We start from the raw sequence: 21,007 nt of genomic DNA, 5'->3' as shown, positions 1-21,007 counted from the left end.
AGCAGTTATGACAGTGAAAGTAGCAATTAACGGTTTTGGTCGTATTGGTCGTTTGGTCGCCCGCGCGATATTGGAACGCGATGACCATGATCTGGAACTGGTCGCGATTAACGATCTTGCACCGGCCAAGGCGAATGCTCTTTTGTTCAAGCGTGACAGCGTACACGGCCCGTTCCCCGGGACAGTAGAGGCAGATGGCAATGACATCATCGTTAACGGCAAGCGTATCCATGTAACTGCAGAACGTGACCCAGCCAATTTGCCGCACGCCGCTAATGGCGTCGATATTGCGCTGGAATGCACCGGCTTCTTTACGGATCGCGTCAGCGCCGAAAAGCATCTCGCGGCAGGCGCAAAGCGCGTCCTGATCTCTGCTCCTGGTAAGAATGTAGACAAGACGGTCGTTTTTGGCGTCAATCATGACGTTTTGAGCGCCGCTGATATCATCGTGTCAAACGCAAGCTGCACCACCAATTGCTTGGCGCCAATGGCGAAGGTCCTGAACGATGCCATCGGCATCGAGCGCGGATTGATGACAACGATCCACAGCTACACCAATGATCAAAAGATCCTCGACCAAATCCATGATGATATGCGCCGCGCACGCGCTGCTGGCATGTCTATGATCCCCACCACTACCGGTGCTGCGCGCGCCGTTGGCGAAGTTATGCCAGAACTCAAAGGTAAGCTGGACGGTTCCGCCATCCGCGTGCCAACGCCAAATGTCAGCATCGTCGACCTGACCTTCACGCCAAAGCGTGACACAAGTGTTGAGGAAGTGAATGCTCTATTGAAAGCGGCTTCAGAAGGCGCTTTGAAAGGCGTGTTGGCTTATTCGGATGAGCCTTTGGTCTCTATTGACTATAACCATTGCCCAGCAAGCTCGACTATCGACAGCTTGGAAACTGCCGTCATTGACGGTAAGCTGGTGCGTGTGTTGAGCTGGTATGACAATGAATGGGGCTTCTCCAACCGAATGGTTGATACAGCCGGTGTCATTGCCAAATTTCTGTAAGGATTAATCCATGGCATTCCGCACGCTCGACGACCTCGGCGATATCAAGGGCAAACGTGCTTTGGTGCGTGTTGACCTGAACGTGCCTATGGCCGACGGGCGGGTGACGGATGAGACACGCATGCGTGCGCTGTTGCCGACAGTCCTAGAGCTGGCGGATAAGGGGGCTAAGGTCCTTCTGCTCGCACATTTCGGTCGCCCAAAGGGAGCGAAGCATAGCGAAATGTCCGTATCTATGGTGCTTGATTCCTTGCAAGAAGTGCTTGGTCGCGAGATCATGTTTGTACCGGAAATAACGGGCGATGTGGTTGCGCAATCTGTTGGGATATTGGCAGATGGCGATATCGCGCTCCTCGAAAACACACGCTTTTGGTCAGGTGAGGAAAAAAATGACCCTGAACTCGCGCGTGCTGTGGCTGCCAATGGTGACTTTTACGTAAATGATGCATTTTCGGCGGCGCATCGTGCGCATATGTCGACCGAAGGCCTTGCGCATGTCCTACCTGCTTTTGCTGGACGTGCGATGGAGGCAGAGTTGAAGGCGCTTCAGGCTGCTTTAGGCGCGCCCGAGCATCCTGTGGCGGCTGTTGTAGGCGGGGCAAAGGTGTCGACAAAACTTGACGTGCTGAACAATTTGGTAACGCAGGTTGATCATTTGATTATTGGTGGCGGCATGGCGAATACTTTTTTGGCTGCGCGCGGCGTCAATGTCGGGAAATCCTTGTGTGAGCATGATCTGGCGGATCAAGCCAATGCGATTATGGATGCGGCGGATTCAGCAGGCTGCACGGTTCATCTGCCTTATGACGTTGTGACGTCACGCGAATTCCGTGCCAATCCGCCAATTCGGACAGTAAATGTGCATGAAGTAGCCGCGGATGAAATGATCTTGGATGTTGGCCCCGCCGCTGTTGAGGCATTGGCCGATGTATTGAAAAACTGCCGGACGTTGGTGTGGAACGGCCCATTGGGCGCATTTGAGATTGAACCTTTTGATGCTGCAACAGTCTCACTGGCGCGAACCGCGGCTGCCCTGACGCGTGAAGGGTCACTGGTTTCGGTTGCAGGTGGCGGTGATACCGTTGCTGCACTTGCTCATGCAGGGGTGACTGAAGATTTTACATTTGTTTCGACAGCGGGGGGCGCCTTCCTCGAGTGGATGGAAGGCAAGCCTTTGCCGGGGGTAGATGCTTTAAATTTGGCTTAAACCTGCGGGGCAATGCCCCGTTTTTTTCAATATCTGATGCATACGTATGCATCGGTCAGCTTGTAGGAAGACAATAATGAATTACGCTGAAATGCTTGCAAAAGTGTCCACCGCTTCAGGATTTATTGCGGCTCTGGATCAAAGCGGTGGTTCAACACCAAAGGCGCTCAAAGGCTATGGCATAGAGGAAGACGCCTACGCGACTGAAGAAGAGATGTTTGGCCTTATCCACGATATGCGCGCTCGGATCATTACTGCACCAAGTTTTTCCGGGGAGAAGGTGCTGGGCGCGATATTGTTCGAACGTACGATGGACGGTGAAGCGGGCGGCAAGCCAGTGCCTGCGGCATTGCAGGACCGCGGCGTTGTGCCGTTTCTTAAGGTCGATAAAGGCCTTGAGGAAGAGGCGGACGGCGTACAATTGATGAAGCCAATGCCGGATCTGGACGCGTTGCTACAACGCGCCAAGGCGAAGGGCGTGTTTGGTACAAAAAAGCGTTCCGTTATCAATCAAGCATCGCCGTCCGGTATTGCCGCGATCGTAAAGCAGCAATTTGATGTGGCCGAACAAATTCTCGCCGCGGGATTGATGCCGATTATCGAGCCTGAGGTGAACATTAAAAGCGCAGACCGCGCGCAAAGTGACACCCTGTTGCGCGATGAAATTTTGAAGGCACTTGATAATGTATCGGCTGACAACAAGGTCATGCTGAAGCTGTCGATTCCCGCACAGGCGGGTACGTTTGACGCGCTCATTAATCACCCGCGTGTGTTGCGGGTTGTTGGGCTTTCCGGTGGCTATGCCCGTCCAGAGGCATGCACTGAACTGGCCAAGAATAAGGGGATGATCGCCAGCTTCTCGCGGGCTTTGTTGGAAGATTTGCGTCACCAAATGACCGCGGAAGAATTTGATACCGCGCTTTCCAGCGCCATCGACGAAATTCACGCAGCATCTGCAACCTGAGTTTGGAGAGGGACCGGCAGAATAGGGTCAGGATCACTTCAATTCACCTTCGCGGCGTCAAAATGGCAAAGATATCGAAGTGAAATGGCCGCTGGCAGGCAGTTATTCTGCCTGCAAGGTCATTTCGCTTTGAGATCGAAGCCATTTTGACGTCCGCAGGATTTGACCCATTTTGCCCAGGGCGTCTTTGGCAAGCTTGGACTTAGAAGCACTAAGCCCGGCACTTGCCGCATAGCCCTGAACAAAATGGCCTCAAACCGCAAAGGTGAATTAAAGTGGTCCTGACCCTTTTGCGCAAGATGTTTGCCGCCGGCCTAAAGCCCCGCTATTGACCGCGGCATGAAAGAATTTCCCTGCCAATTATATTTGATCTCACCGCTTGAAGTCGGCGGTGATTTTCCCGCCCGGCTTGAGGCTGCCTTGTCCGCGGGTTCCGTCGCGGCGTTTCAGTTTCGTGTTAAAGACCTAGATCAGCACGAGGCGGCGGCGCTCGCGGAGCCGTTGCAGGCCATTTGTGCTGCGCATGATGTCGCGTTCATCGTAAATGACAGTGTTGCTTTGGCCAAGCGTTTGAAGGCCGATGGTGTGCATTTGGGGCAGGGCGATGGCGATGTTCGGGAGGCGCGGGAACTGCTTGGCAAAGATTACCAGATTGGTGTTACCTGTCACAATAGCCGTCATCTCGCTATGGAGGCGGCGGAGGCTGGAGCTGATTATGTCGCCTTTGGCGCATTTTTTCCCACAGCGACAAAGACGGTGGAGCATGTCGCTGAACTCGACACATTACAAAAATGGTCGTTTGTGACGGAAGTTCCTTGTGTGGCTATTGGCGGAATTACACCAGATAATGCCAAACCATTAATAGATGCAGGGGCGGATTTCTTAGCGGTGAGCGGCTCTGTGTGGAAACACCCACAAGGTCCTGCAGAAGCGGTTAAGGCGTTCAACGCACTGCTTGCCTAATTGCGCTGTCATCGTTAAAGGCCGCGACTATCGGCACGTTTATGCGTGCCTGCTCTTTCCATCTGTCAAGCGAGTGTACTCATGAAAATCAACGCGGTTGAAATTAAGCCGGGTAACATATTGGAATATGAAGGCGGCCTTTGGCGTGTCGTAAAGACTGCGCACACCCAACCGGGTAAAGGCGGCGCATATATGCAAGTTGAGCTCAAAAATCTCCGCGATGGCCGCAAGAACAATATTCGGTTCCGTTCGGCAGAAAGCGTCGAAAAAGTACGCCTTGATCAGAAAGATTTCCAGTTTCTCTATGCCGAGGGCGATAATCTGGTGTTCATGGACAAGGAAACCTATGATCAGGTGACTTTGCCTACCGACCTTCTCGGTGATGCGGCAGCTTTCCTTCAGGATGGCATGGACGTTGTCATGGAAATGTATGATGACGAGGCACTCTCTGTCGCTTTACCGGACCAGATTGAAGCGACGATTGTCGAAGCTGACGCTGTAGTTAAGGGTCAGACGGCGTCATCCAGCTATAAGCCAGCGATCCTCGATAATGGCGTGCGCGTCATGGTGCCGCCATTCATAAGCGCAGGCACGCGGATTGTGGTTGATGTCTACGAACGGGAATATGTTCGGAAGGCTGATTAATGCCCGCATTAACTGGTCTGTTGACCATTATGGAAAAAGCTGCCCGTAAAGCGGGTGGTAAGCTTCGCCGCGATTTTGGCGAGATTGAACATTTGCAGGTTTCGCAAAAGGGCCCTGCAGATTTCGTTTCCAAAGCTGATGAGCGCGCTGAAGACACAATTTTCCGTGAACTCGAAATCGCACGTCCCGACTGGGGCTTTCTGATGGAAGAAGGCGGCGAGATTGCTGGTGCCGAAGGCAAACCGCGGTTCATCGTCGATCCGCTCGACGGAACAAGTAACTTCCTCCATGGCATTCCGCATTTCGCAATTTCAATTGCGGTGCAAGATCCGAAACCGGATGGTTCCGGCTGGGGCGACATTTTTGCAGGCCTTGTATATAACCCGATCACGGACGAAAGCTTCTGGGCCGAGCGTGGCAAAGGTGCATGGTTGGGCAACCGGCGTTTACGGGTATCGGCACGCCGTCAGCTAAATGAGGCTCTGATTGCCACTGGTACACCCTATAAGGGACATGGCGACTTTGAGGAATGGGCCAAGATTTTTGGCGCCATTGGACCTTCGGTGTCAGGCATTCGGCGTTTTGGTGCGGCAAGCCTTGACCTCGCTTGGTTGGCCGCTGGCCGCTATGATGGTTTTTGGGAAAGCGGCTTGTCTCCTTGGGATACAGCTGCTGGATGCTTGCTCGTGCGCGAAGCAGGTGGCTTTGTGACCGACTATCGTGGACGCAGTCCGCATATCGCAGATACACAGGTTTTGGCAGCAAATGACATATTGCATAGCAAGCTGCATAAGCTGTTGGTCGGTGCCATAAAATAATCGTCGAAAATGGCAGAAAAAATGCTGAGTCTTGGCCTTGCAGGTCAGGATTCTTCTGCTTAAAAGCGCCGCAACTTACGGGGTTTCTGAAACGAGTCTGATATGACTGATTTGTCGCAATATTTGCCCATACTGCTTTTCTTAGTGGTCGCGCTTACATTGTCGTCGGCATTTGTGTTTTTGCCGATGGGCGTGTCGCGACTGACGGGAACGTATAAGCCCAGCGAAGCGAAGCTCACCGAGTATGAGTGCGGATTTCCAGCGTTCGAAGACTCGCGGAGCCAATTTGACGTCCGCTTCTACCTTGTTGCGATTTTGTTTATCATTTTCGACCTTGAGGCGGCTTTTTTATTCCCATGGGCGGTTAGTCTGGGTGAAACAGGCTGGATCGGATGGGGTACCATGATGTTGTTCCTGTTCGAATTGGTCATCGGATTTATCTATGCATGGAAAGTGGGAGCACTCGAATGGGAGTAATCACGCCATCACTGTCTGACGTGCAAACGCCGGACACCGCGTTCTTCAAGGATATTGAGAGCGAAGTGAACGACAAGGGGTTTGTCGTCTCGTCGACCGAAGACCTCTTTAATTGGGCGCGTACGGGCTCTTTATGGCCCATGACCTTCGGCCTTGCCTGTTGCGCTGTAGAAATGATCCACGGTTATATGCCGCGGTACGACTTTGAACGGTTCGGAATTGCGCCACGCGCATCGCCGCGTCAGTCCGACGTGATGATTGTCGCCGGCACGCTTTGTAACAAAATGGCGCCAGCGCTCCGCAAGGTTTATGACCAGATGTCTGAACCCAAATATGTTATTTCCATGGGCAGCTGCGCCAATGGCGGCGGCTATTATCATTACAGTTACAGCGTTGTGCGCGGTTGTGATCGTGTTGTACCGGTAGATATTTATGTACCCGGATGCCCGCCAACGGCCGAAGCATTGCTTTACGGCATTATGCAGTTGCAGCGCAAAATCCGCCGGACAGGGACGATCGAACGGTGAGCCACTCCGCACCCCGCATTCACACGCCCGAAGGCACTGTAAAAGCGATCTCAAAAACGCTTGGTAAACACTTGGTTTCTATTGAAGAAGCCAATCATGAAGTTGCTGTGCACATTCACCGCGATGCGTTGGTGGACTGCATGGTCCTGCTGCGTGACAATTGCGAGTATCAACAGTTGGTTGAAATCGCTGGCGTCGACTGGCCCGATCGCGATCCGCGTTTTGAAATTGTTTATTGCCTGCTGAGCCTTACAAAGAATCACCGCATTCGTGTGCATTTGACCACGAATGAAGATCAGCCTGTTCCGTCGGTTACCGGCATCTGGCCAGTTGCCGGATGGTTGGAGCGCGAAGTCTTTGACATGTATGGCGTGTTATTCTCCGGAAATGCCGATTTGCGGCGCATATTGACCGATTACGGTTTTTCAGGACATCCACAGCGTAAAGACTTCCCGCTGTCGGGTTATGTTGAACTGCGCTATTCCGAAGAAGAAAAGCGTGTGAAATATGAGCCTGTGCAATTGGCACAGGATTTCCGTAATTTCGACTTTCTGAGCCCTTGGGAAGGCGCGGATTATGTGCTGCCGGGTGATGAGAAGTCCAGTGAGGCTGCACCACAGCAGCCTGCGCCTAAAGAAACGGTCAAACGCACCGTGCGGAAGCCAAAGGCGACGGGAGACAAAGCATGAGCATGCAGCAAGATCTCGCGCCGACCACTGGCGATGAAGTGATCCAGAATTACACGATTAACTTCGGGCCACAGCACCCCGCAGCGCATGGCGTATTGCGTTTGGTGATGGAGCTGGATGGAGAAATCGTTGAGCGGCTTGACCCGCATATCGGCCTTTTACATCGCGGCACCGAAAAGCTGATCGAGTATAAAACCTATTTGCAGGCTTTGCCCTATTTCGACCGGTTGGATTACGCATCGCCAATGGCGATGGAGCACAGCTATGTGCTCGCGGTCGAAAAGCTGTTGGATCTGGAGGTACCCCTGCGTGCACAATATCTGCGGGTATTGTTCGCCGAGCTGACGCGTATCAAGAACCACACACTGAACATCGCGCACCATATCATTGATGTTGGTGCGATGACACCGCCATTATGGTTGTATGAAATCCGCGAAGACATCATGGCTTTTTACGAGCGGGCAAGTGGTGCGCGTATGCATGCGGCATGGTTCCGCCCGGGCGGCGTGCATCAGGATGTGCCGTTAAAGCTGTTAACCGATATTGCCGAATGGTTGGACGAGCGCATGCCGCGCTTGTTCGAGGACGCGATGTCATTGGTGGTCGACAACCGCATTTTTAAACAACGCAATGTCGATATTGCGATTGTTTCGAAAGAAGACGCAATCAAATGGGGCTTTTCCGGTCCTATGATCCGCGGCGCAGGCATCCCTTGGGATATTCGCAAGAGCCAACCTTATGACGTCTATGACCGGATGGAGTTTGATATTCCCGTCGGCACACGCGGCGATTGTTACGACCGGTTCATGGTCCGCGTCGAAGAAGTGCGCCAATCGGTCCGCATCATGAAGCAGTGCTTGCAGCAAATGCCCGAAGGCCCTGTGTGCAGCGACGACCGCAAGGTGGCACCGCCAAAGCGCGCTGAAATGAAGCAATCGATGGAAGCATTGATCCATCACTTCAAGCTCTACACTGAAGGCTTTAAAGTGCCTGCAGGCAGCGTCTATGTCGCCACCGAAAGCCCCAAGGGCGAATTTGGGGTGTATTTGGTCGCTGACGGTAGCAACAAGCCATATCGTTGCAAAATTCGTCCGACGGCCTTTTCGCACCTACAAGCTATGGATTTCATGAGCCGTGGGCACATGTTGGCGGATACGACCGCGATTTTAGGCGCGCTCGATATCGTGTTTGGGGAGTGTGACCGCTGATGACGCGTGAGCTTATGTTTTTGGCATCGGCGGCGCTTGGTTCGGTCGCGTTGGTCGCGGCTTATCTGTATTTGTTTCATGCCGAGGTGTCGGCAAAGGAAGTGGGTTCGACCGCTGCCGCCATGATGTTTGGCGCGTATATCGGGCGGATTTGGGGACGGAAAGAAGCACATGGCTGACGCAGTACACATCCCGGATGAAGCCGAAACCCGTGCCAAATGGGGTAAATTCGCATTTTCGAAGGAATATAAGGTGCAAGCCGATATGTATATCGGTCGTTACCCTGCAGGACGTCAGCAATCGGCGGTGATGGCGCTGCTTGATTTGGCGCAACGTCAGGTTGGCGAAGAAACCCATACGCAGGGTTGGTTGCCCGTTCCTGTAATCGAATATGTCGCAAGCTATTTGGACATGCCTTATATGCGGGCGTACGAAGTCGCGACCTTCTACACCATGTACAATCTTGCGCCTGTTGGCCGTTTCCATGTGCAAGTATGTGGCACAACGCCATGCATGTTGCGCGGGTCCGATGATATTATGGCGGCGTGCAAGAGTCGCGGTCTCGTCAAAGGTGCGACGACGCCGGACGGCATGTTCACGCTGAACGAAGTCGAGTGCATGGGCAATTGCGCATCTGCGCCGATGGTTCAGATCAACGACGATAATTATGAAGATCTCGATTATGGTAGCATGACCGCTATCCTTAACGACTTGGCCGAGGGCAAGCAGCCGAAGGTCGGCACGCAGCTGCCGGGTCGCCACACGGTGGAGCCTTATGGCGGAGCAACGACCTTGCACGCGATGGTCGACAAGAACCATGATTATCGGGGGGAGTATTAATGGAATTTCTCCCTCTCATCGGTATTCTCATCGCCGCGTTCGTCGCGTGGAAATTGCTCAAGGGCGTTATTAAGCTTGCCGTTATTGGCTTGCTTATCGCTGGAGCAGCTTGGTTTTTTCTTGGAGGTTTGGGCTGATGCTCGCTGACAAAGACCGCATTTTTACCAATCTGTACGGCTATCAGGATTTTGCCCTGAAGGCGGCGCAGAAACGTGGCGATTGGGATAAAACCGCTGACCTGATGAAGGTTGGGCAGGATGCTATAATTGAGGAAGTGAAAGCTTCCGGTCTGCGTGGTCGCGGGGGCGCAGGGTTCCCGACAGGTATGAAATGGAGCTTCATGCCAAAGGCGCCGACGCCCGAGCGTCCTAATTTTCTCGTCATCAACGCTGACGAATCCGAGCCTGGATCATGTAAAGATCGCGAGATCATCCGACATGATCCGCATAAGCTGATTGAAGGCGCGCTGATTGCCGGTTTCGCGATGCGCGCGCGTGCGGCCTATATCTACATTCGCGGCGAGTATATTTTCGAAGCCAAAGTTCTCGAAAAGGCAGTCGCGGAGGCCTATTCCGCAGGCTTGTTGGGCAAGAACGCCGCGAAGTCGGGTTATGACTTTGACGTGTTCGTCCATCGCGGCGCGGGTGCCTATATTTGCGGTGAAGAAACCGCGATGATTGAAAGCTTGGAAGGCAAAAAGGGTCAGCCACGCCTGAAACCACCATTTCCTGCGGGGGCAGGGCTCTATGGTTGCCCGACAACGGTCAACAATGTCGAGAGCATTGCGGTCGTGCCAACGATCCTGCGGCGCGGCGCTGCATGGTTCAAAAGCTTTGGTCGCGAAAATAACCATGGCACAAAGCTGTTCCAAATCTCCGGCCATGTCGAAAAGCCATGCGTTGTTGAAGAAGAAATGGGCATCCCCTTCCGCGAACTGATTGAGAAGCATTGCGGTGGTATAAAAGGTGGTTGGGACAATCTGCTCGCTGTGATCCCCGGCGGTTCGTCGGTTCCATTGGTCCCTGCGGCGATGATGATGGACGTGCCGATGGACTTTGACGGCTGCAAAGCTGTTGGTTCCGGCCTTGGCACGGCGGCGGTCATCGTGATGGACAAGTCCACTGACATCGTGCGCGCAATTTCGCGGCTTTCCTATTTCTACAAGCATGAAAGCTGCGGCCAATGCACGCCTTGCCGTGAAGGCACAGGTTGGATGTGGCGCGTGATGGAAAAGATGCGCACTGGCGATGCTGACATTGGCGATATTGATACTTTGTATGATGTTACCAAACAGGTCGAAGGACACACCATTTGCGCGCTCGGTGATGCCGCCGCTTGGCCAATTCAAGGGCTGATCAAGCATTTCCGTCCAGAGATGGAACGCCGGATTAATGACGCCAAGGGCGACAATATGCTGGAGGCGGCGGAGTAAACATGCCTAAAGTGACCGTAGACGGATTAGAACTGGAAGTCCCCGCAGGCGCGACTGTGTTGCAGGCGTGTGAGATGGCGGGGAAGGAAATTCCGCGCTTTTGTTATCATGAACGGCTGTCCATTGCGGGCAATTGCCGCATGTGTCTGGTTGAGGTTGCACCCGGTCCACCAAAGCCACAGGCGTCGTGCGCTTTGCCGGCCACGGAAGGTCAGATCATCCGCACCGATACGCCGATGGTTAAAAAGGCACGCGAAGGGGTGATGGAGTTTCTGCTCATCAACCACCCGTTGGATTGCCCAATTTGCGACCAAGGCGGCGAATGCGATTTGCAGGACCAAAGTGTGGCTTATGGGCGCGGCGCGTCTCGTTTTGATGAAAACAAGCGCGCGGTGTCCGAAAAATATATGGGGCCGCTGGTTAAAACGGCAATGACGCGTTGCATTCAGTGCACACGCTGCGTCCGTTTTGCGGAAGAGGTAGCCGGCATTGAAGAAATCGGCGCGATTGGTCGCGGCGAAAATATGCAGATCACGACCTATTTAGAGCACGCTATGCAAAGCGAGCTATCGGGCAATGTCGTTGACCTGTGTCCCGTTGGTGCATTGACGTCAAAGCCTTATGCTTTTGAGGCGCGCCCGTGGGAACTGAAGAAGACGCCAAGCATAGATGTGATGGATGCCGTTGGCACCAACATCCGTCTCGATAGCAGGGGCCGGGCCGTATTGCGCGCCTTGCCGCGTATCAATGATGATGTGAATGAAGAATGGGCGTCGGATAAAACGCGCCATGCCGTTGACGGCCTGACGCATCGCCGTTTGGACAAGCCCTATATCCGCAAGGATGGAAAGCTGGTCGCCGCCGACTGGGCTGAGGCCTTTGACGCTATCAAGGCGCATTGGACAGGTGAAGCGGCGGTACTGGCGGGTGATCAGGTTGATTGTGAAACTATGTTCGCCGCGCGCGAATTGGCTGGCACGTCGATGTTGGAGGGGCGCCAGACGGGCCTTGCATATGACACATCGTCGCTGTCTGCGGTGAATTTCAACACCACGATAGCTGGCATTGAAAATGCTGACGTAATCTTGTTGGTCGGAAGCGATTTGCGGCGAGAGGCACCGTTGGTGAATACCCGCATTCAAAAGGCTATTCGCAAGCGCAAGGCAAAGGTGTTTGCTATCGGACCCGTGACCGACCTGACCTATAAGGTCGAATGGCTCGGCGATGACCTGAGTGCGTTAACAAAAGCGCCCAAGGCTTTATCCGATGCGCTGAAGACTGCTGAACGTCCGGCGATTATCGTCGGCGGCGGTGCGTTGCGTTATGATGGTGTGCACGGTGCGGCATTGGCTTTTGCCAAAAAGTATAAGCTGGTGCGCGACGATTGGAATGGTTTCAACATCTTGCACTTTGCAGCGGCCCGTATGGGTGGCCTCATGCTCGGTTATGCGCATGATGGTGGCATAAAGAAGCTCGCTGCGGCGCAGCCCAAGCTAGCGTTTTTCCTTGGTGCGGATGAGGTGGATTACAGCCTGTTCGCCGGCAGCTTCAAAGTCTATGTCGGCCACCATGGCGATAATGGCGCACATCATGCCGATGTTATTTTGCCTGGCGCAGCATATTCCGAAAAATCGGGTACCTATGTAAACTTGGAAGGCCGCGTGCAACGCGGCGAGCGCGCGGTGTTCCCGCCAGGAGATGCGCGCGAAGATTGGGCCATATTCCGTGCTTTGTCCGATGTGCTGGGCAAGCGCCTCCCATTTGACAGCCTAGATGCCTTGCGCGCCGAAATGACGAAGGCTGTGCCCGCTTTGGGTGTAGAAGGACTGGCGGATTATGGCTGGTCGGAACCATCGCTTTCAGCGGATGTGAGCGGCAAGATTGCAGATTATCCCATTAAGGATTTCTACCTGACCAACGCGATTTGCCGCGCGTCTGAAACGATGCAAAGATGCTCAGCGGAATTGTTGTATGGCACGCAAATTTTGGAGGCAGCGGAATGACATCCTTCTTCCAAAATCTCGGCATGAGTTACGAAGCGGCATGGTTCACCGCGACCATCGCTGGCATTCTGCTTATTGCACTGCCGCTGATGTTGGCCGTTGCGCTCATCATTTATGCGGAACGTAAATTATGGGCCGCTTTTGCATTGCGCCGGGGCCCCAATGTCGTTGGACCTTTCGGAATACTGCAATCCTTCGCCGATGGTTTGAAGGTTTTCTTACAAGAAACGATCATCCCTAGCGCGTCGAACCGAGGCCTATTCCTAATCGCGCCGATCATTACCTTCACTGTTGCGCTCATGGCGTGGGCCGTCATTCCTTTTGCCGACGGCGTCGTGCTGTCGAATATCAATGTTGGCTTACTCTACATTCTCGCGATTAGTAGCCTTGGTGTTTATGGCGTGGTTATTGCGGGATGGGCATCCAACTCCAAATATCCTTTTTATTCGGCGATGCGCGCAGCAGCGCAGATGATATCATATGAGGTCTCTATTGGCTTCATTTTGATATGCGTCGTCCTTTGGGCTGGCACTTTCAATGTAGGCGGTATTGTTGAAGGGCAACGCAGTCATATTTTTGGCTTCATCAATGCCTATGCCTTTAATCCCTTGCTGTTCCCGATTGCGGTGATGTTCCTCATCAGTTCAATGGCGGAAACTGCGCGCGCGCCTTTCGATTTGACCGAAGCGGAAAGTGAATTGGTTGCCGGTTATCAAACCGAATATTCCTCCATGGCTTTCGCTTTGTTCTGGTTGGGTGAATATGCCAACGTCCTGTTAATGTGCGCGCTGAACGTTATCCTGTTCTGGGGCGGTTACTTGCCGCCGGTTGACTGGGCTCCATTGTACGCCGTTCCAGGCATCATCTGGTTCTTCGCTAAAATCCTTCTGATGTTCTTCATCTTTGCTTGGGTAAAGGCGACTGTTCCGCGTTACCGTTATGATCAATTGATGCGTTTGGGTTGGAAAGTGTTTCTGCCAATCTCGCTCTTCTGGGTCTTTTTGGTAAGCGGCTATCTTATGTTCACAGGACATTTCGCATGACTACCATCGCGCATCTCATCAAAACCTTCACTTTGTGGGAATTCGTCAAGGCGCACATGTTGACCTTGAAATATTTCTTCAAGCGTAAGGCGACGATCAATTATCCGTTCGAAAAGAACCCGCTTTCCCCACGTTTTCGTGGTGAACATGCGCTGCGTCGTTACCCCAATGGGGAAGAACGCTGCATCGCATGTAAATTATGTGAGGCGGTTTGCCCTGCTTTAGCCATTACCATTGAGTCCGAACCACGCGATGACGGTAGCCGCCGGACCACGCGCTATGACATTGATATGACGAAGTGCATCTACTGCGGTTTTTGCCAAGAAGCATGCCCGGTCGATGCCATTGTCGAAGGCCCGAACCTCGAGTTCGCAACAGAAACACGTGAGGAATTGCTCTATGATAAGGCCAAGCTCCTCGACAACGGCGCGAAATGGGAACGGGCGATTGCCGCGAACCTTGCCGCCGATGCACCCTATCGTTAAGGGCGACCCATAGTGATCCAACTTGTCTCTTTCTATATCTTTGCAAGCATCGTCATAGCGTCTGCGGCGATGGTCATTTTTGCGCGCAACCCGGTACACAGTGTGCTGTGGCTGATTGTTGCCTTCTTCAACGCGGCAGGCCTTATGGTCCTAATCGGCGCAGAGTTTATCGCGATGTTGTTGGTCATTGTCTATGTCGGCGCGGTTGCGGTCTTGTTCCTGTTTGTGGTCATGATGCTTGATATTGATTTTGCTGAATTGCGTGCAGGATTTATCAAGAATGTCCCGCTTGGGCTTTTACTTGCAATTGTTTTGGTGGCTGAACTGGTGCTTGGTATCGGCGCATATCAGGCCGGTGCCGTGCAGCTTGGCACGCCTGAGGCAGGCGTTGCGACGGTATCGCCGACAGTACCAAATATCGAGGCCATTGGCGCCTTGCTCTACAGTAAATATGTCTTCTTGTTCGAAACGGCAGGCTTGATCCTGTTGGTCGCGATGGTCGGCGCAATTGTTCTGACACATCGCCGCAGCCATAATACGCGCGGTCAGAACATCAGCAGCCAGGTCCAGCGCCGTCCAGAAGACGCGACGCGCAATGTTAATCAGCCCGTCGGGCAGGGGATTGAGCTGTGATTGGTATCGAACATTATCTCGTGGTCAGCAGCATCTTGTTTGTGATGGGCGTGCTTGGCATTTTCCTGAACCGCAAGAATGTCATCATTATCCTGATGGCGATCGAACTTATATTGCTTGCAGTTAACATCAATCTTGTCGCGTTCAGTGTCTTTTTAGGCGACCTAACCGGACAAATTTTTGCCATGTTCGTGTTGACCGTGGCCGCAGGTGAGGCCGCGATTGGCCTTGCGATATTAGTTATCTATTTCCGCGGCCGTGGCACCATCGCCGTTGATGACGTCAACCGGATGAAGGGGTAACATCCTGTGACTGCAATCCATTTCATTGTTTTCCTGCCGCTTCTTGCTGCGCTTGTCGCAGGGCTAGGGCAGCGCTTTATTGGCGCTTTGGCAGCCAAGACTATCACTACTGCTAGCTTGTTTATTGCTGCGTTCCTGAGCTGGCCGATTTTCATCGGTTTTTTGAACGGTAGCGAAACCGCTTATGTCCAACCCGTGATGACATGGGTGCAGTCGGGCGATCTGACTTTTGACTGGGAATTGCGCGTCGACGCCCTAACCGCCGTCATGCTCGTGGTCATCACCAGCGTGTCGGCGCTCGTACATCTCTATAGCTGGGGCTATATGGAGGAAGATCCCGATCAGCCGCGCTTTTTTGCGTATCTGTCGCTGTTTACCTTTGCGATGTTGATGTTGGTCACCGCCAACAATCTGGTACAAATGTTCTTCGGATGGGAAGGTGTTGGCCTTGCGTCTTATTTGTTGATTGGTTTCTGGTACAAGAAACCGAGCGCAAATGCTGCGGCGATCAAAGCGTTCGTCGTCAACCGTGTTGGCGACCTCGGTTTCATGCTCGGCATTTTCGGCATATTCTGGTTGTTTGGCACCGTTTCGATCCCGGAAATTCTCGCTGCCGCACCGGATAAGGTCGGTTCAAGCATCGGCTTTTTGGGGCTGCGCGTCGATACCATGAGCTTGCTGTGTATATTGCTGTTCATCGGTGCGATGGGTAAATCGGCGCAACTTGGTCTGCATACATGGTTACCGGACGCGATGGAGGGGCCAACGCCCGTTTCGGCATTAATTCACGCAGCAACTATGGTGACCGCCGGCGTGTTCATGGTGTGCCGCCTGTCGCCCTTGTTTGAGACCAGCCAATTCGCCCTCGATGTCGTTACGATCGTGGGCGCGACGACAGCCATCTTCGCTGCAACAGTTGGTCTTGTGCAAAACGATATCAAGCGCGTCATCGCTTATTCCACCTGCTCGCAACTGGGCTATATGTTCTTTGCTGCCGGTACCGGCGCTTATGGTGCGGCGATGTTCCATCTCTTCACCCATGCCTTTTTCAAGGCGTTGTTGTTCCTGGGCGCAGGTTCGGTGATCCATGCGATGCACCATGAACAGGATATGCGTTATTATGGCGGTTTGCGGAAACATATCCCGCTGACATTCTGGGCCATGATGGCAGGCACTTTGGCGATAACGGGTGTAGGTATCCTTGGTGTTGGCGGATTTGCTGGTTTCTATTCAAAAGATGCAATTATTGAAGCTGCGTTTGCGAGTGAATCTACCTTCCACATGTACGGCTTTGCCATTGGCGTACTAGCCGCGCTTCTAACGAGCTTCTACAGCTGGCGCCTCATGTTCCTGACCTTCTTTGGCACGCCGCGCTGGGAACAATCGGAGCATATACAACATGCTATGCACGACAATCATGACCATGACGCACATGCGCATGGCGCGAAAGATGACGGGACGGCGGGCTATCATCCACATGAAAGCCCTTGGCCAATGCTGACGCCTTTGGCGTTGTTGACGGTAGGCGCCATTTTTGCAGGTTTTGTCTTCCACAATGCATTTATTGATGCGGAGGCAGGGCAAGCATTTTGGGCAAATAGCACGCTCTATTTCAACACGCATCTGATGCATGCTATGCATGAAGTGCCTTTGTGGGTGAAATTGTCATCGACCGTTGCCATGCTTATTGGTCTGGTAACAGCCTATGTCATGTACCAGTTGTCGAAAGATGCACCGCAACGTTTAGCGACGACTTTTGCGCCGATTTACCGTTTCTTCCTCAATAAATGGTATTTTGACGAACTCTATAATTTCTTGTTCGTGCGTCCTGCATTTTGGTTTGGACGTCTGTTCTGGAAACAAGGAGATATCGGCATCATTGACCGTTTTGGGCCCAATGGTTCGGCCGCTTTAGTGTCCCTTGGTAGCAAATTGGCTGTGCGAATGCAGTCGGGTTATCTTTATACATATGCGCTTGTGATGCTTCTTGGCTTAGTCATCGCGGTGAGCTGGATGATGGTGAGAGCATAATGAACGCCGCAGATATTCCTATCCTTTCGATCATGTTAGCCATCCCGGTGGTGGCAGCAGCTTTGTGCTTGTTTGTACGCGCAGAGCTAGCGCGTATTATTGCGCTGTCGGCGACATTGTTGAATCTTGTTCTCGGCGTCGTGCTTTGGATCAGCTATGATCCCGCGGGCGCGCAATGGCAATTTACCGAAAGCGCGACCTTGTTCGGCCCCATTGGTTGGCGGCTTGGCATTGACGGCATTTCGCTAACATTGATTATGCTTTCGGTATTCCTGATGCCGATTTGTATTGGTGCTAGCTGGACATCCATCCAGAAACGCGTCGGTGAATATATGGCCGCGTTCCTGTTGATGGAAACGCTGATGATTGGCGTTTTTGCGGCGCAGGATTTGCTGCTGTTCTACATCTTCTTTGAAGCAGGCCTAATTCCGATGTATCTCATCATCGGCATTTGGGGTGGGCAGGACCGCATTTACGCTTCGTACAAATTCTTCCTCTACACATTGCTTGGTTCACTCGTGATGCTGATTGCGATGCTTTGGATGATCCAATTTGCTGGCACCGCGGATATTCCAACATTGCTGAACACAGATTTTCCTGCAGAAGCGCAGACATGGTTGTGGTTTGCATTCTTCGCATCTTTTGCGGTGAAGATGCCCATGTGGCCCGTGCACACATGGTTGCCTGATGCCCACGTTCAAGCACCGACCGCAGGTTCCGTGATATTAGCGGGTGTGCTTCTGAAAATGGGTGGCTACGGCTTCCTGCGTTTCTCCTTACCGATGTTCCCAGAGGCGAGCGCTTACTTCATTCCGTTAGTCTTTGGCCTGTCGATGGTTGCGGTAGTCTACACCTCGCTCGTTGCATTGGTGCAGCACGATATGAAAAAGCTGATCGCGTATTCGTCGGTCGCGCATATGGCCATTGTGACTGTTGGCCTCTTCACCTTCAACCAACAAGGTATTGAAGGCGCGATCATTGTGATGTTGAGCCATGGCCTCGTATCGGGCGCCCTCTTCTTGTGTGTTGGCGTTATTTACGACCGCCTGCATACGCGTGAGATCAGTCGTTATGGTGGCCTCAGCGTCAATATGCCCAAATATGCTTTGCTATTCATGCTGTTTACAATGGCGAGCGTTGGCTTGCCCGGCACCAGCGGGTTTGTGGGTGAATTTTTGAGCCTTGCCGGAGCGTATAAGGTTTCCACTTGGGCCACATTCATCGCAACCACCGGTATCATTTTGGGTGCAGGCTATATGCTATATCTCTACCGCCGCATCGCCTTTGGTCCGCAAGTCAATGCCGATGCTGCAGCGATGTCGGACGTTAATGGCCGCGAAATGTGGCTTCTCGCGCCGATTGCTGTCGTGGTGTTGTGGATGGGTGTATATCCTGAGACATTTCTGGCACCCATTCGCCGTGACGTGGCCACAATAGTAGAGCGCGTCGAACGCGCTGCACCTGCAGGTGATAGCAAACTGAAATTAGTCGATCCAACAACCGCGCGGTATCGCGTAATGCATCATACGGAAAAAAACATGGCTGAGGGGAGCCATAAATAATGGAACTGAACGCTTCTCTCGCATTACTCCGTCCGGAAATCATCCTGACCTTCTCCGCGCTTGGCCTTTTACTTGTGGCTGCGTGGCGTGAACAGGCTGGTCGCTTGATCAGTATATTGGCAGTTACGGCTCTTGGCGCGGCCGCAGCATTTGTTGTCACCGCTATGATGAATGCCACAGACGCATCTGCTTTTGACGGTCTGTTAATCAATGATGCATTTGGTAATTTCTCCAAGATATTAATTTTCATTGCTGCCGCCATCGCATTGATGATTGCGCCGCGCTTCTTGGAAAATGCGGGTGCTATGCGCGCCGAATATCCTGTGCTTATCTTACTGTCTTGCATTGGCATGGCCGTGATGGTCTCAGCAACTGACCTGATTTCACTATATATTGGTTTAGAGCTGCAGGGCTTGTCGGCCTATGTTCTTGCAAGCTTTGTGCGCTCTGACGGCCGTTCAGCTGAAGCCGGGCTTAAATATTTCGTCCTTGGCGCATTGGCCAGCGGCATGCTCTTGTTCGGCGCGTCTTTGGTTTATGGCTTTGCCGGCTCCACAAGTTTTGCCGCAATTGGCGCCGCTATGGATAAGGAAGTCGGCCTTGGCTTGATCTTCGGTATCGTTTTCATCCTATCGGGGCTTGCCTTCAAAATTAGTGCCGCGCCGTTCCACATGTGGACGCCAGATGTTTATGAAGGGGCGCCGACACCCGTTACTGCATTCTTTGCCAGCGCGCCTAAGGTTGCGGCAATTGCGTTGACAATCCGTATCGTGCTTGAGGCATTTGGCTCGCAAATATTGGTTTGGCAGCAAATCATTATCGCTGTCGCATTGATGTCGATCATTATCGGCGCAGTTGGTGCCATTGGTCAGCAAAATCTGAAACGCCTGATGGCGTATAGCTCAATCAACAATGTTGGCTTCATTTTGATTGGCCTTGCGACGGGAACAGAGCATGGCATTTCTGCCATGCTTGTGTATCTAGTCATTTATGTCGCCATGACCTTAGGCAGCTTCATTTGCCTAATGCAGTTGAAGGATAAAAACGGCGGCTATCGTGAAGAGTTTGTTGATATCGCCGGTCTGTCCAAGACGCGGCCTGCGCTCGCCGCGGCTTTAGCCATTTTCATGTTCAGCCTCGCCGGTATTCCGCCATTGTTCGGTTTTTGGGGCAAGCTCGTAGTGTTTAACGCCACAGTGGCAGCTGGTCTGTTGCCATTAGCCGTCATTGGCATCACGGCATCCGTCATTGGTGCATTTTATTATCTGAAAGTCGTCAAGGTCATGTATTTTGATGACGCAGCGGATGTCATTATTGAAAGCGATGACAAGGTTCTTGTCTGGACAGGCGGCCTATTGGCTGCTGCAAATTCACCCTTGGGGTATTTTGCGATACCTGCGCTTGGGGTTTGGACAGCTTATGCTGCGAGGGCGCTGTTCTGACGCCCATTTTTGAAGAAGTCGCGCTCACGGGATCAACGAATGCGGATCTTCTGATACGCGCGACGCAAGGTGCTCCTGAAGGCCTATGGCTTCGCGCAGATGCGCAGGATGGCGGGCGTGGACGTCTTGGCCGCAGTTGGGAAAGCCCGAAAGGGAATCTCTTTGCCAGCGTCATCGTGCGCTTGCGTGATAGTGACCCTTCGCCCGCTGGGCTTGCTTTTGTAACGGCAGTTGCTGCTTATGATGCCGTCCGGCATATGGCGCCACAAGTCGATATCCGCCTCAAATGGCCCAACGACATTCTGACGCATGATGGTTCAAAATTATGCGGCATATTGTTGGAGCGTGCTGCAGATGCTGTCGTTGTGGGTATTGGCCTTAACCTTGTCTGGCACCCGCAAAATCTGGACCGGAAGGTGTCGGACCTATTGACGCTTGGTGGAACGCCGCCAGATGCCCAAACGGCTCTCGAGATCTTAGCTGACGCATTCGCGCGCTATCTCAATATCTGGCGGCTGTCGGGTTTGGGAGCCATCGTTCGCCATTGGGAAGGGCACGCCCATCCACGCGGCACAGCCTTGTCGGCAAAGCTGCCCGATGGCGAAGAAGTGGATGGCCTTTATGCTGGTCTTGATGATGATGGTGCATTGCAGCTCCGCTTGGCGGATGGTTCAATTCGTGCCATTCACGCTGCCGACGTTTTTCTAATTTAGCAGGGGTG

23 protein-coding genes are annotated in these 21,007 nt (G+C 52.9%); all 23 read left to right on the top strand.

The annotated features are described in order from the left end of the window. The first annotated feature begins 7 nt into the window (after positions 1–7). Positions 8–1,015, top strand: coding sequence for a type I glyceraldehyde-3-phosphate dehydrogenase (gene gap, locus D7D48_RS05170; protein ID WP_125230276.1), 1,008 nt, complete (start codon positions 8–10; stop codon positions 1,013–1,015). A gap of 10 nt (positions 1,016–1,025) precedes the next feature. Then, a complete protein-coding gene (locus D7D48_RS05165; RefSeq protein WP_125230275.1) occupies positions 1,026–2,222 on the top strand; it encodes a phosphoglycerate kinase in 1,197 nt (398 codons plus the stop codon). 76 nt (positions 2,223–2,298) lie between these two features. Further along, positions 2,299–3,186: a fructose bisphosphate aldolase gene (locus D7D48_RS05160; protein WP_125230274.1), complete on the top strand. Its 888-nt coding sequence runs from the start codon at positions 2,299–2,301 to the stop codon at positions 3,184–3,186. A 339-nt stretch (positions 3,187–3,525) separates the two neighbouring features. Beyond that, positions 3,526–4,149, top strand: a complete 624-nt coding sequence (thiE, locus tag D7D48_RS05155; RefSeq protein WP_125230273.1) for a thiamine phosphate synthase — start codon at positions 3,526–3,528, stop codon at positions 4,147–4,149. Between the two features lie 81 nt (positions 4,150–4,230). Beyond that, positions 4,231–4,794 (top strand): elongation factor P, encoded by a 564-nt coding sequence (efp, locus tag D7D48_RS05150; protein ID WP_125230272.1) that lies wholly within the window; start codon positions 4,231–4,233, stop codon positions 4,792–4,794. Beyond that, positions 4,794–5,612: an inositol monophosphatase family protein gene (locus tag D7D48_RS05145; RefSeq protein ID WP_125230271.1), complete on the top strand. Its 819-nt coding sequence runs from the start codon at positions 4,794–4,796 to the stop codon at positions 5,610–5,612. Before efp ends, D7D48_RS05145 begins: the two co-directional genes overlap by 1 nt. A gap of 102 nt (positions 5,613–5,714) precedes the next feature. Next, complete coding sequence (ndhC, locus tag D7D48_RS05140) at positions 5,715–6,089, top strand: NADH-quinone oxidoreductase subunit A (RefSeq protein ID WP_125230270.1); 375 nt, start codon at positions 5,715–5,717, stop codon at positions 6,087–6,089. Then, the gene (locus D7D48_RS05135) at positions 6,080–6,616 is read left to right on the top strand and encodes a NuoB/complex I 20 kDa subunit family protein (RefSeq protein WP_125230269.1); all 537 of its coding nucleotides are present in this window, start codon (positions 6,080–6,082) and stop codon (positions 6,614–6,616) included. Before ndhC ends, D7D48_RS05135 begins: the two co-directional genes overlap by 10 nt. Then, positions 6,613–7,305 (top strand): NADH-quinone oxidoreductase subunit C, encoded by a 693-nt coding sequence (locus tag D7D48_RS05130; protein WP_245964338.1) that lies wholly within the window; start codon positions 6,613–6,615, stop codon positions 7,303–7,305. The genes D7D48_RS05135 and D7D48_RS05130 overlap by 4 nt, the downstream gene beginning before the upstream one ends. Positions 7,306–7,307: 2 nt before the next feature. Then, complete coding sequence (locus D7D48_RS05125; RefSeq protein ID WP_425452543.1) at positions 7,308–8,513, top strand: NADH-quinone oxidoreductase subunit D; 1,206 nt, start codon at positions 7,308–7,310, stop codon at positions 8,511–8,513. Then, on the top strand, positions 8,513–8,692 hold the full coding sequence (locus D7D48_RS05120) for a hypothetical protein (RefSeq protein ID WP_125230266.1): 180 nt from the start codon (positions 8,513–8,515) through the stop codon (positions 8,690–8,692). Before D7D48_RS05125 ends, D7D48_RS05120 begins: the two co-directional genes overlap by 1 nt. Then, positions 8,685–9,353: a complex I 24 kDa subunit family protein gene (locus tag D7D48_RS05115; protein ID WP_125230265.1), complete on the top strand. Its 669-nt coding sequence runs from the start codon at positions 8,685–8,687 to the stop codon at positions 9,351–9,353. Before D7D48_RS05120 ends, D7D48_RS05115 begins: the two co-directional genes overlap by 8 nt. After that, positions 9,353–9,490 carry a hypothetical protein gene (locus D7D48_RS10505; RefSeq protein ID WP_185739784.1) on the top strand — a complete coding sequence of 46 codons (138 nt, stop codon included), beginning with the start codon at positions 9,353–9,355 and terminating at the stop codon, positions 9,488–9,490. The genes D7D48_RS05115 and D7D48_RS10505 overlap by 1 nt, the downstream gene beginning before the upstream one ends. After that, positions 9,490–10,785: an NADH-quinone oxidoreductase subunit NuoF gene (nuoF, locus tag D7D48_RS05110; RefSeq protein ID WP_125230264.1), complete on the top strand. Its 1,296-nt coding sequence runs from the start codon at positions 9,490–9,492 to the stop codon at positions 10,783–10,785. The genes D7D48_RS10505 and nuoF overlap by 1 nt, the downstream gene beginning before the upstream one ends. A gap of 2 nt (positions 10,786–10,787) precedes the next feature. Beyond that, positions 10,788–12,788 carry an NADH-quinone oxidoreductase subunit NuoG gene (gene nuoG, locus D7D48_RS05105; RefSeq protein ID WP_125230263.1) on the top strand — a complete coding sequence of 667 codons (2,001 nt, stop codon included), beginning with the start codon at positions 10,788–10,790 and terminating at the stop codon, positions 12,786–12,788. Continuing rightward, positions 12,785–13,831: an NADH-quinone oxidoreductase subunit NuoH gene (nuoH, locus tag D7D48_RS05100; protein WP_125230262.1), complete on the top strand. Its 1,047-nt coding sequence runs from the start codon at positions 12,785–12,787 to the stop codon at positions 13,829–13,831. The genes nuoG and nuoH overlap by 4 nt, the downstream gene beginning before the upstream one ends. Continuing rightward, positions 13,828–14,316, top strand: coding sequence for an NADH-quinone oxidoreductase subunit NuoI (gene nuoI, locus D7D48_RS05095; RefSeq protein WP_125230261.1), 489 nt, complete (start codon positions 13,828–13,830; stop codon positions 14,314–14,316). Before nuoH ends, nuoI begins: the two co-directional genes overlap by 4 nt. A 12-nt stretch (positions 14,317–14,328) precedes the next feature. Beyond that, positions 14,329–14,949 (top strand): NADH-quinone oxidoreductase subunit J, encoded by a 621-nt coding sequence (locus tag D7D48_RS05090; RefSeq protein WP_125230260.1) that lies wholly within the window; start codon positions 14,329–14,331, stop codon positions 14,947–14,949. Beyond that, positions 14,946–15,251, top strand: coding sequence for an NADH-quinone oxidoreductase subunit NuoK (gene nuoK / locus D7D48_RS05085; RefSeq protein ID WP_125230259.1), 306 nt, complete (start codon positions 14,946–14,948; stop codon positions 15,249–15,251). The genes D7D48_RS05090 and nuoK overlap by 4 nt, the downstream gene beginning before the upstream one ends. A gap of 6 nt (positions 15,252–15,257) precedes the next feature. Continuing rightward, complete coding sequence (nuoL, locus tag D7D48_RS05080) at positions 15,258–17,282, top strand: NADH-quinone oxidoreductase subunit L (RefSeq protein ID WP_125230258.1); 2,025 nt, start codon at positions 15,258–15,260, stop codon at positions 17,280–17,282. Further along, positions 17,282–18,844, top strand: a complete 1,563-nt coding sequence (locus D7D48_RS05075; RefSeq protein ID WP_125230257.1) for an NADH-quinone oxidoreductase subunit M — start codon at positions 17,282–17,284, stop codon at positions 18,842–18,844. Before nuoL ends, D7D48_RS05075 begins: the two co-directional genes overlap by 1 nt. After that, positions 18,844–20,286: an NADH-quinone oxidoreductase subunit NuoN gene (nuoN, locus tag D7D48_RS05070; RefSeq protein ID WP_125230256.1), complete on the top strand. Its 1,443-nt coding sequence runs from the start codon at positions 18,844–18,846 to the stop codon at positions 20,284–20,286. The genes D7D48_RS05075 and nuoN overlap by 1 nt, the downstream gene beginning before the upstream one ends. Then, complete coding sequence (locus D7D48_RS05065) at positions 20,253–20,999, top strand: biotin--[acetyl-CoA-carboxylase] ligase (protein ID WP_245964337.1); 747 nt, start codon at positions 20,253–20,255, stop codon at positions 20,997–20,999. The genes nuoN and D7D48_RS05065 overlap by 34 nt, the downstream gene beginning before the upstream one ends. The last annotated feature ends 8 nt before the right edge of the window (positions 21,000–21,007 follow it).

The sequence above is a fragment of the Sphingorhabdus wooponensis genome, from assembly GCF_003933235.1.
Classification (GTDB): Bacteria; Pseudomonadota; Alphaproteobacteria; order Sphingomonadales; family Sphingomonadaceae; genus Sphingorhabdus_B; species Sphingorhabdus_B wooponensis.
This window is presented reverse-complemented; position numbering and strand designations above follow the sequence as displayed.

Coding starts and splice junctions, on each gene's coding strand:
- gap (WP_125230276.1), top strand. CDS start 8: ATGACAGTGAAAGTAGCAATTAACGGTTTTGGTCGTATTGGTCGTTTG.
- D7D48_RS05165 (WP_125230275.1), top strand. CDS start 1,026: ATGGCATTCCGCACGCTCGACGACCTCGGCGATATCAAGGGCAAACGT.
- D7D48_RS05160 (WP_125230274.1), top strand. CDS start 2,299: ATGAATTACGCTGAAATGCTTGCAAAAGTGTCCACCGCTTCAGGATTT.
- thiE (WP_125230273.1), top strand. CDS start 3,526: ATGAAAGAATTTCCCTGCCAATTATATTTGATCTCACCGCTTGAAGTC.
- efp (WP_125230272.1), top strand. CDS start 4,231: ATGAAAATCAACGCGGTTGAAATTAAGCCGGGTAACATATTGGAATAT.
- D7D48_RS05145 (WP_125230271.1), top strand. CDS start 4,794: ATGCCCGCATTAACTGGTCTGTTGACCATTATGGAAAAAGCTGCCCGT.
- ndhC (WP_125230270.1), top strand. CDS start 5,715: ATGACTGATTTGTCGCAATATTTGCCCATACTGCTTTTCTTAGTGGTC.
- D7D48_RS05135 (WP_125230269.1), top strand. CDS start 6,080: ATGGGAGTAATCACGCCATCACTGTCTGACGTGCAAACGCCGGACACC.
- D7D48_RS05125 (WP_425452543.1), top strand. CDS start 7,308: ATGCAGCAAGATCTCGCGCCGACCACTGGCGATGAAGTGATCCAGAAT.
- D7D48_RS05120 (WP_125230266.1), top strand. CDS start 8,513: ATGACGCGTGAGCTTATGTTTTTGGCATCGGCGGCGCTTGGTTCGGTC.
- D7D48_RS05115 (WP_125230265.1), top strand. CDS start 8,685: ATGGCTGACGCAGTACACATCCCGGATGAAGCCGAAACCCGTGCCAAA.
- D7D48_RS10505 (WP_185739784.1), top strand. CDS start 9,353: ATGGAATTTCTCCCTCTCATCGGTATTCTCATCGCCGCGTTCGTCGCG.
- nuoF (WP_125230264.1), top strand. CDS start 9,490: ATGCTCGCTGACAAAGACCGCATTTTTACCAATCTGTACGGCTATCAG.
- nuoG (WP_125230263.1), top strand. CDS start 10,788: ATGCCTAAAGTGACCGTAGACGGATTAGAACTGGAAGTCCCCGCAGGC.
- nuoH (WP_125230262.1), top strand. CDS start 12,785: ATGACATCCTTCTTCCAAAATCTCGGCATGAGTTACGAAGCGGCATGG.
- nuoI (WP_125230261.1), top strand. CDS start 13,828: ATGACTACCATCGCGCATCTCATCAAAACCTTCACTTTGTGGGAATTC.
- D7D48_RS05075 (WP_125230257.1), top strand. CDS start 17,282: ATGAACGCCGCAGATATTCCTATCCTTTCGATCATGTTAGCCATCCCG.
- nuoN (WP_125230256.1), top strand. CDS start 18,844: ATGGAACTGAACGCTTCTCTCGCATTACTCCGTCCGGAAATCATCCTG.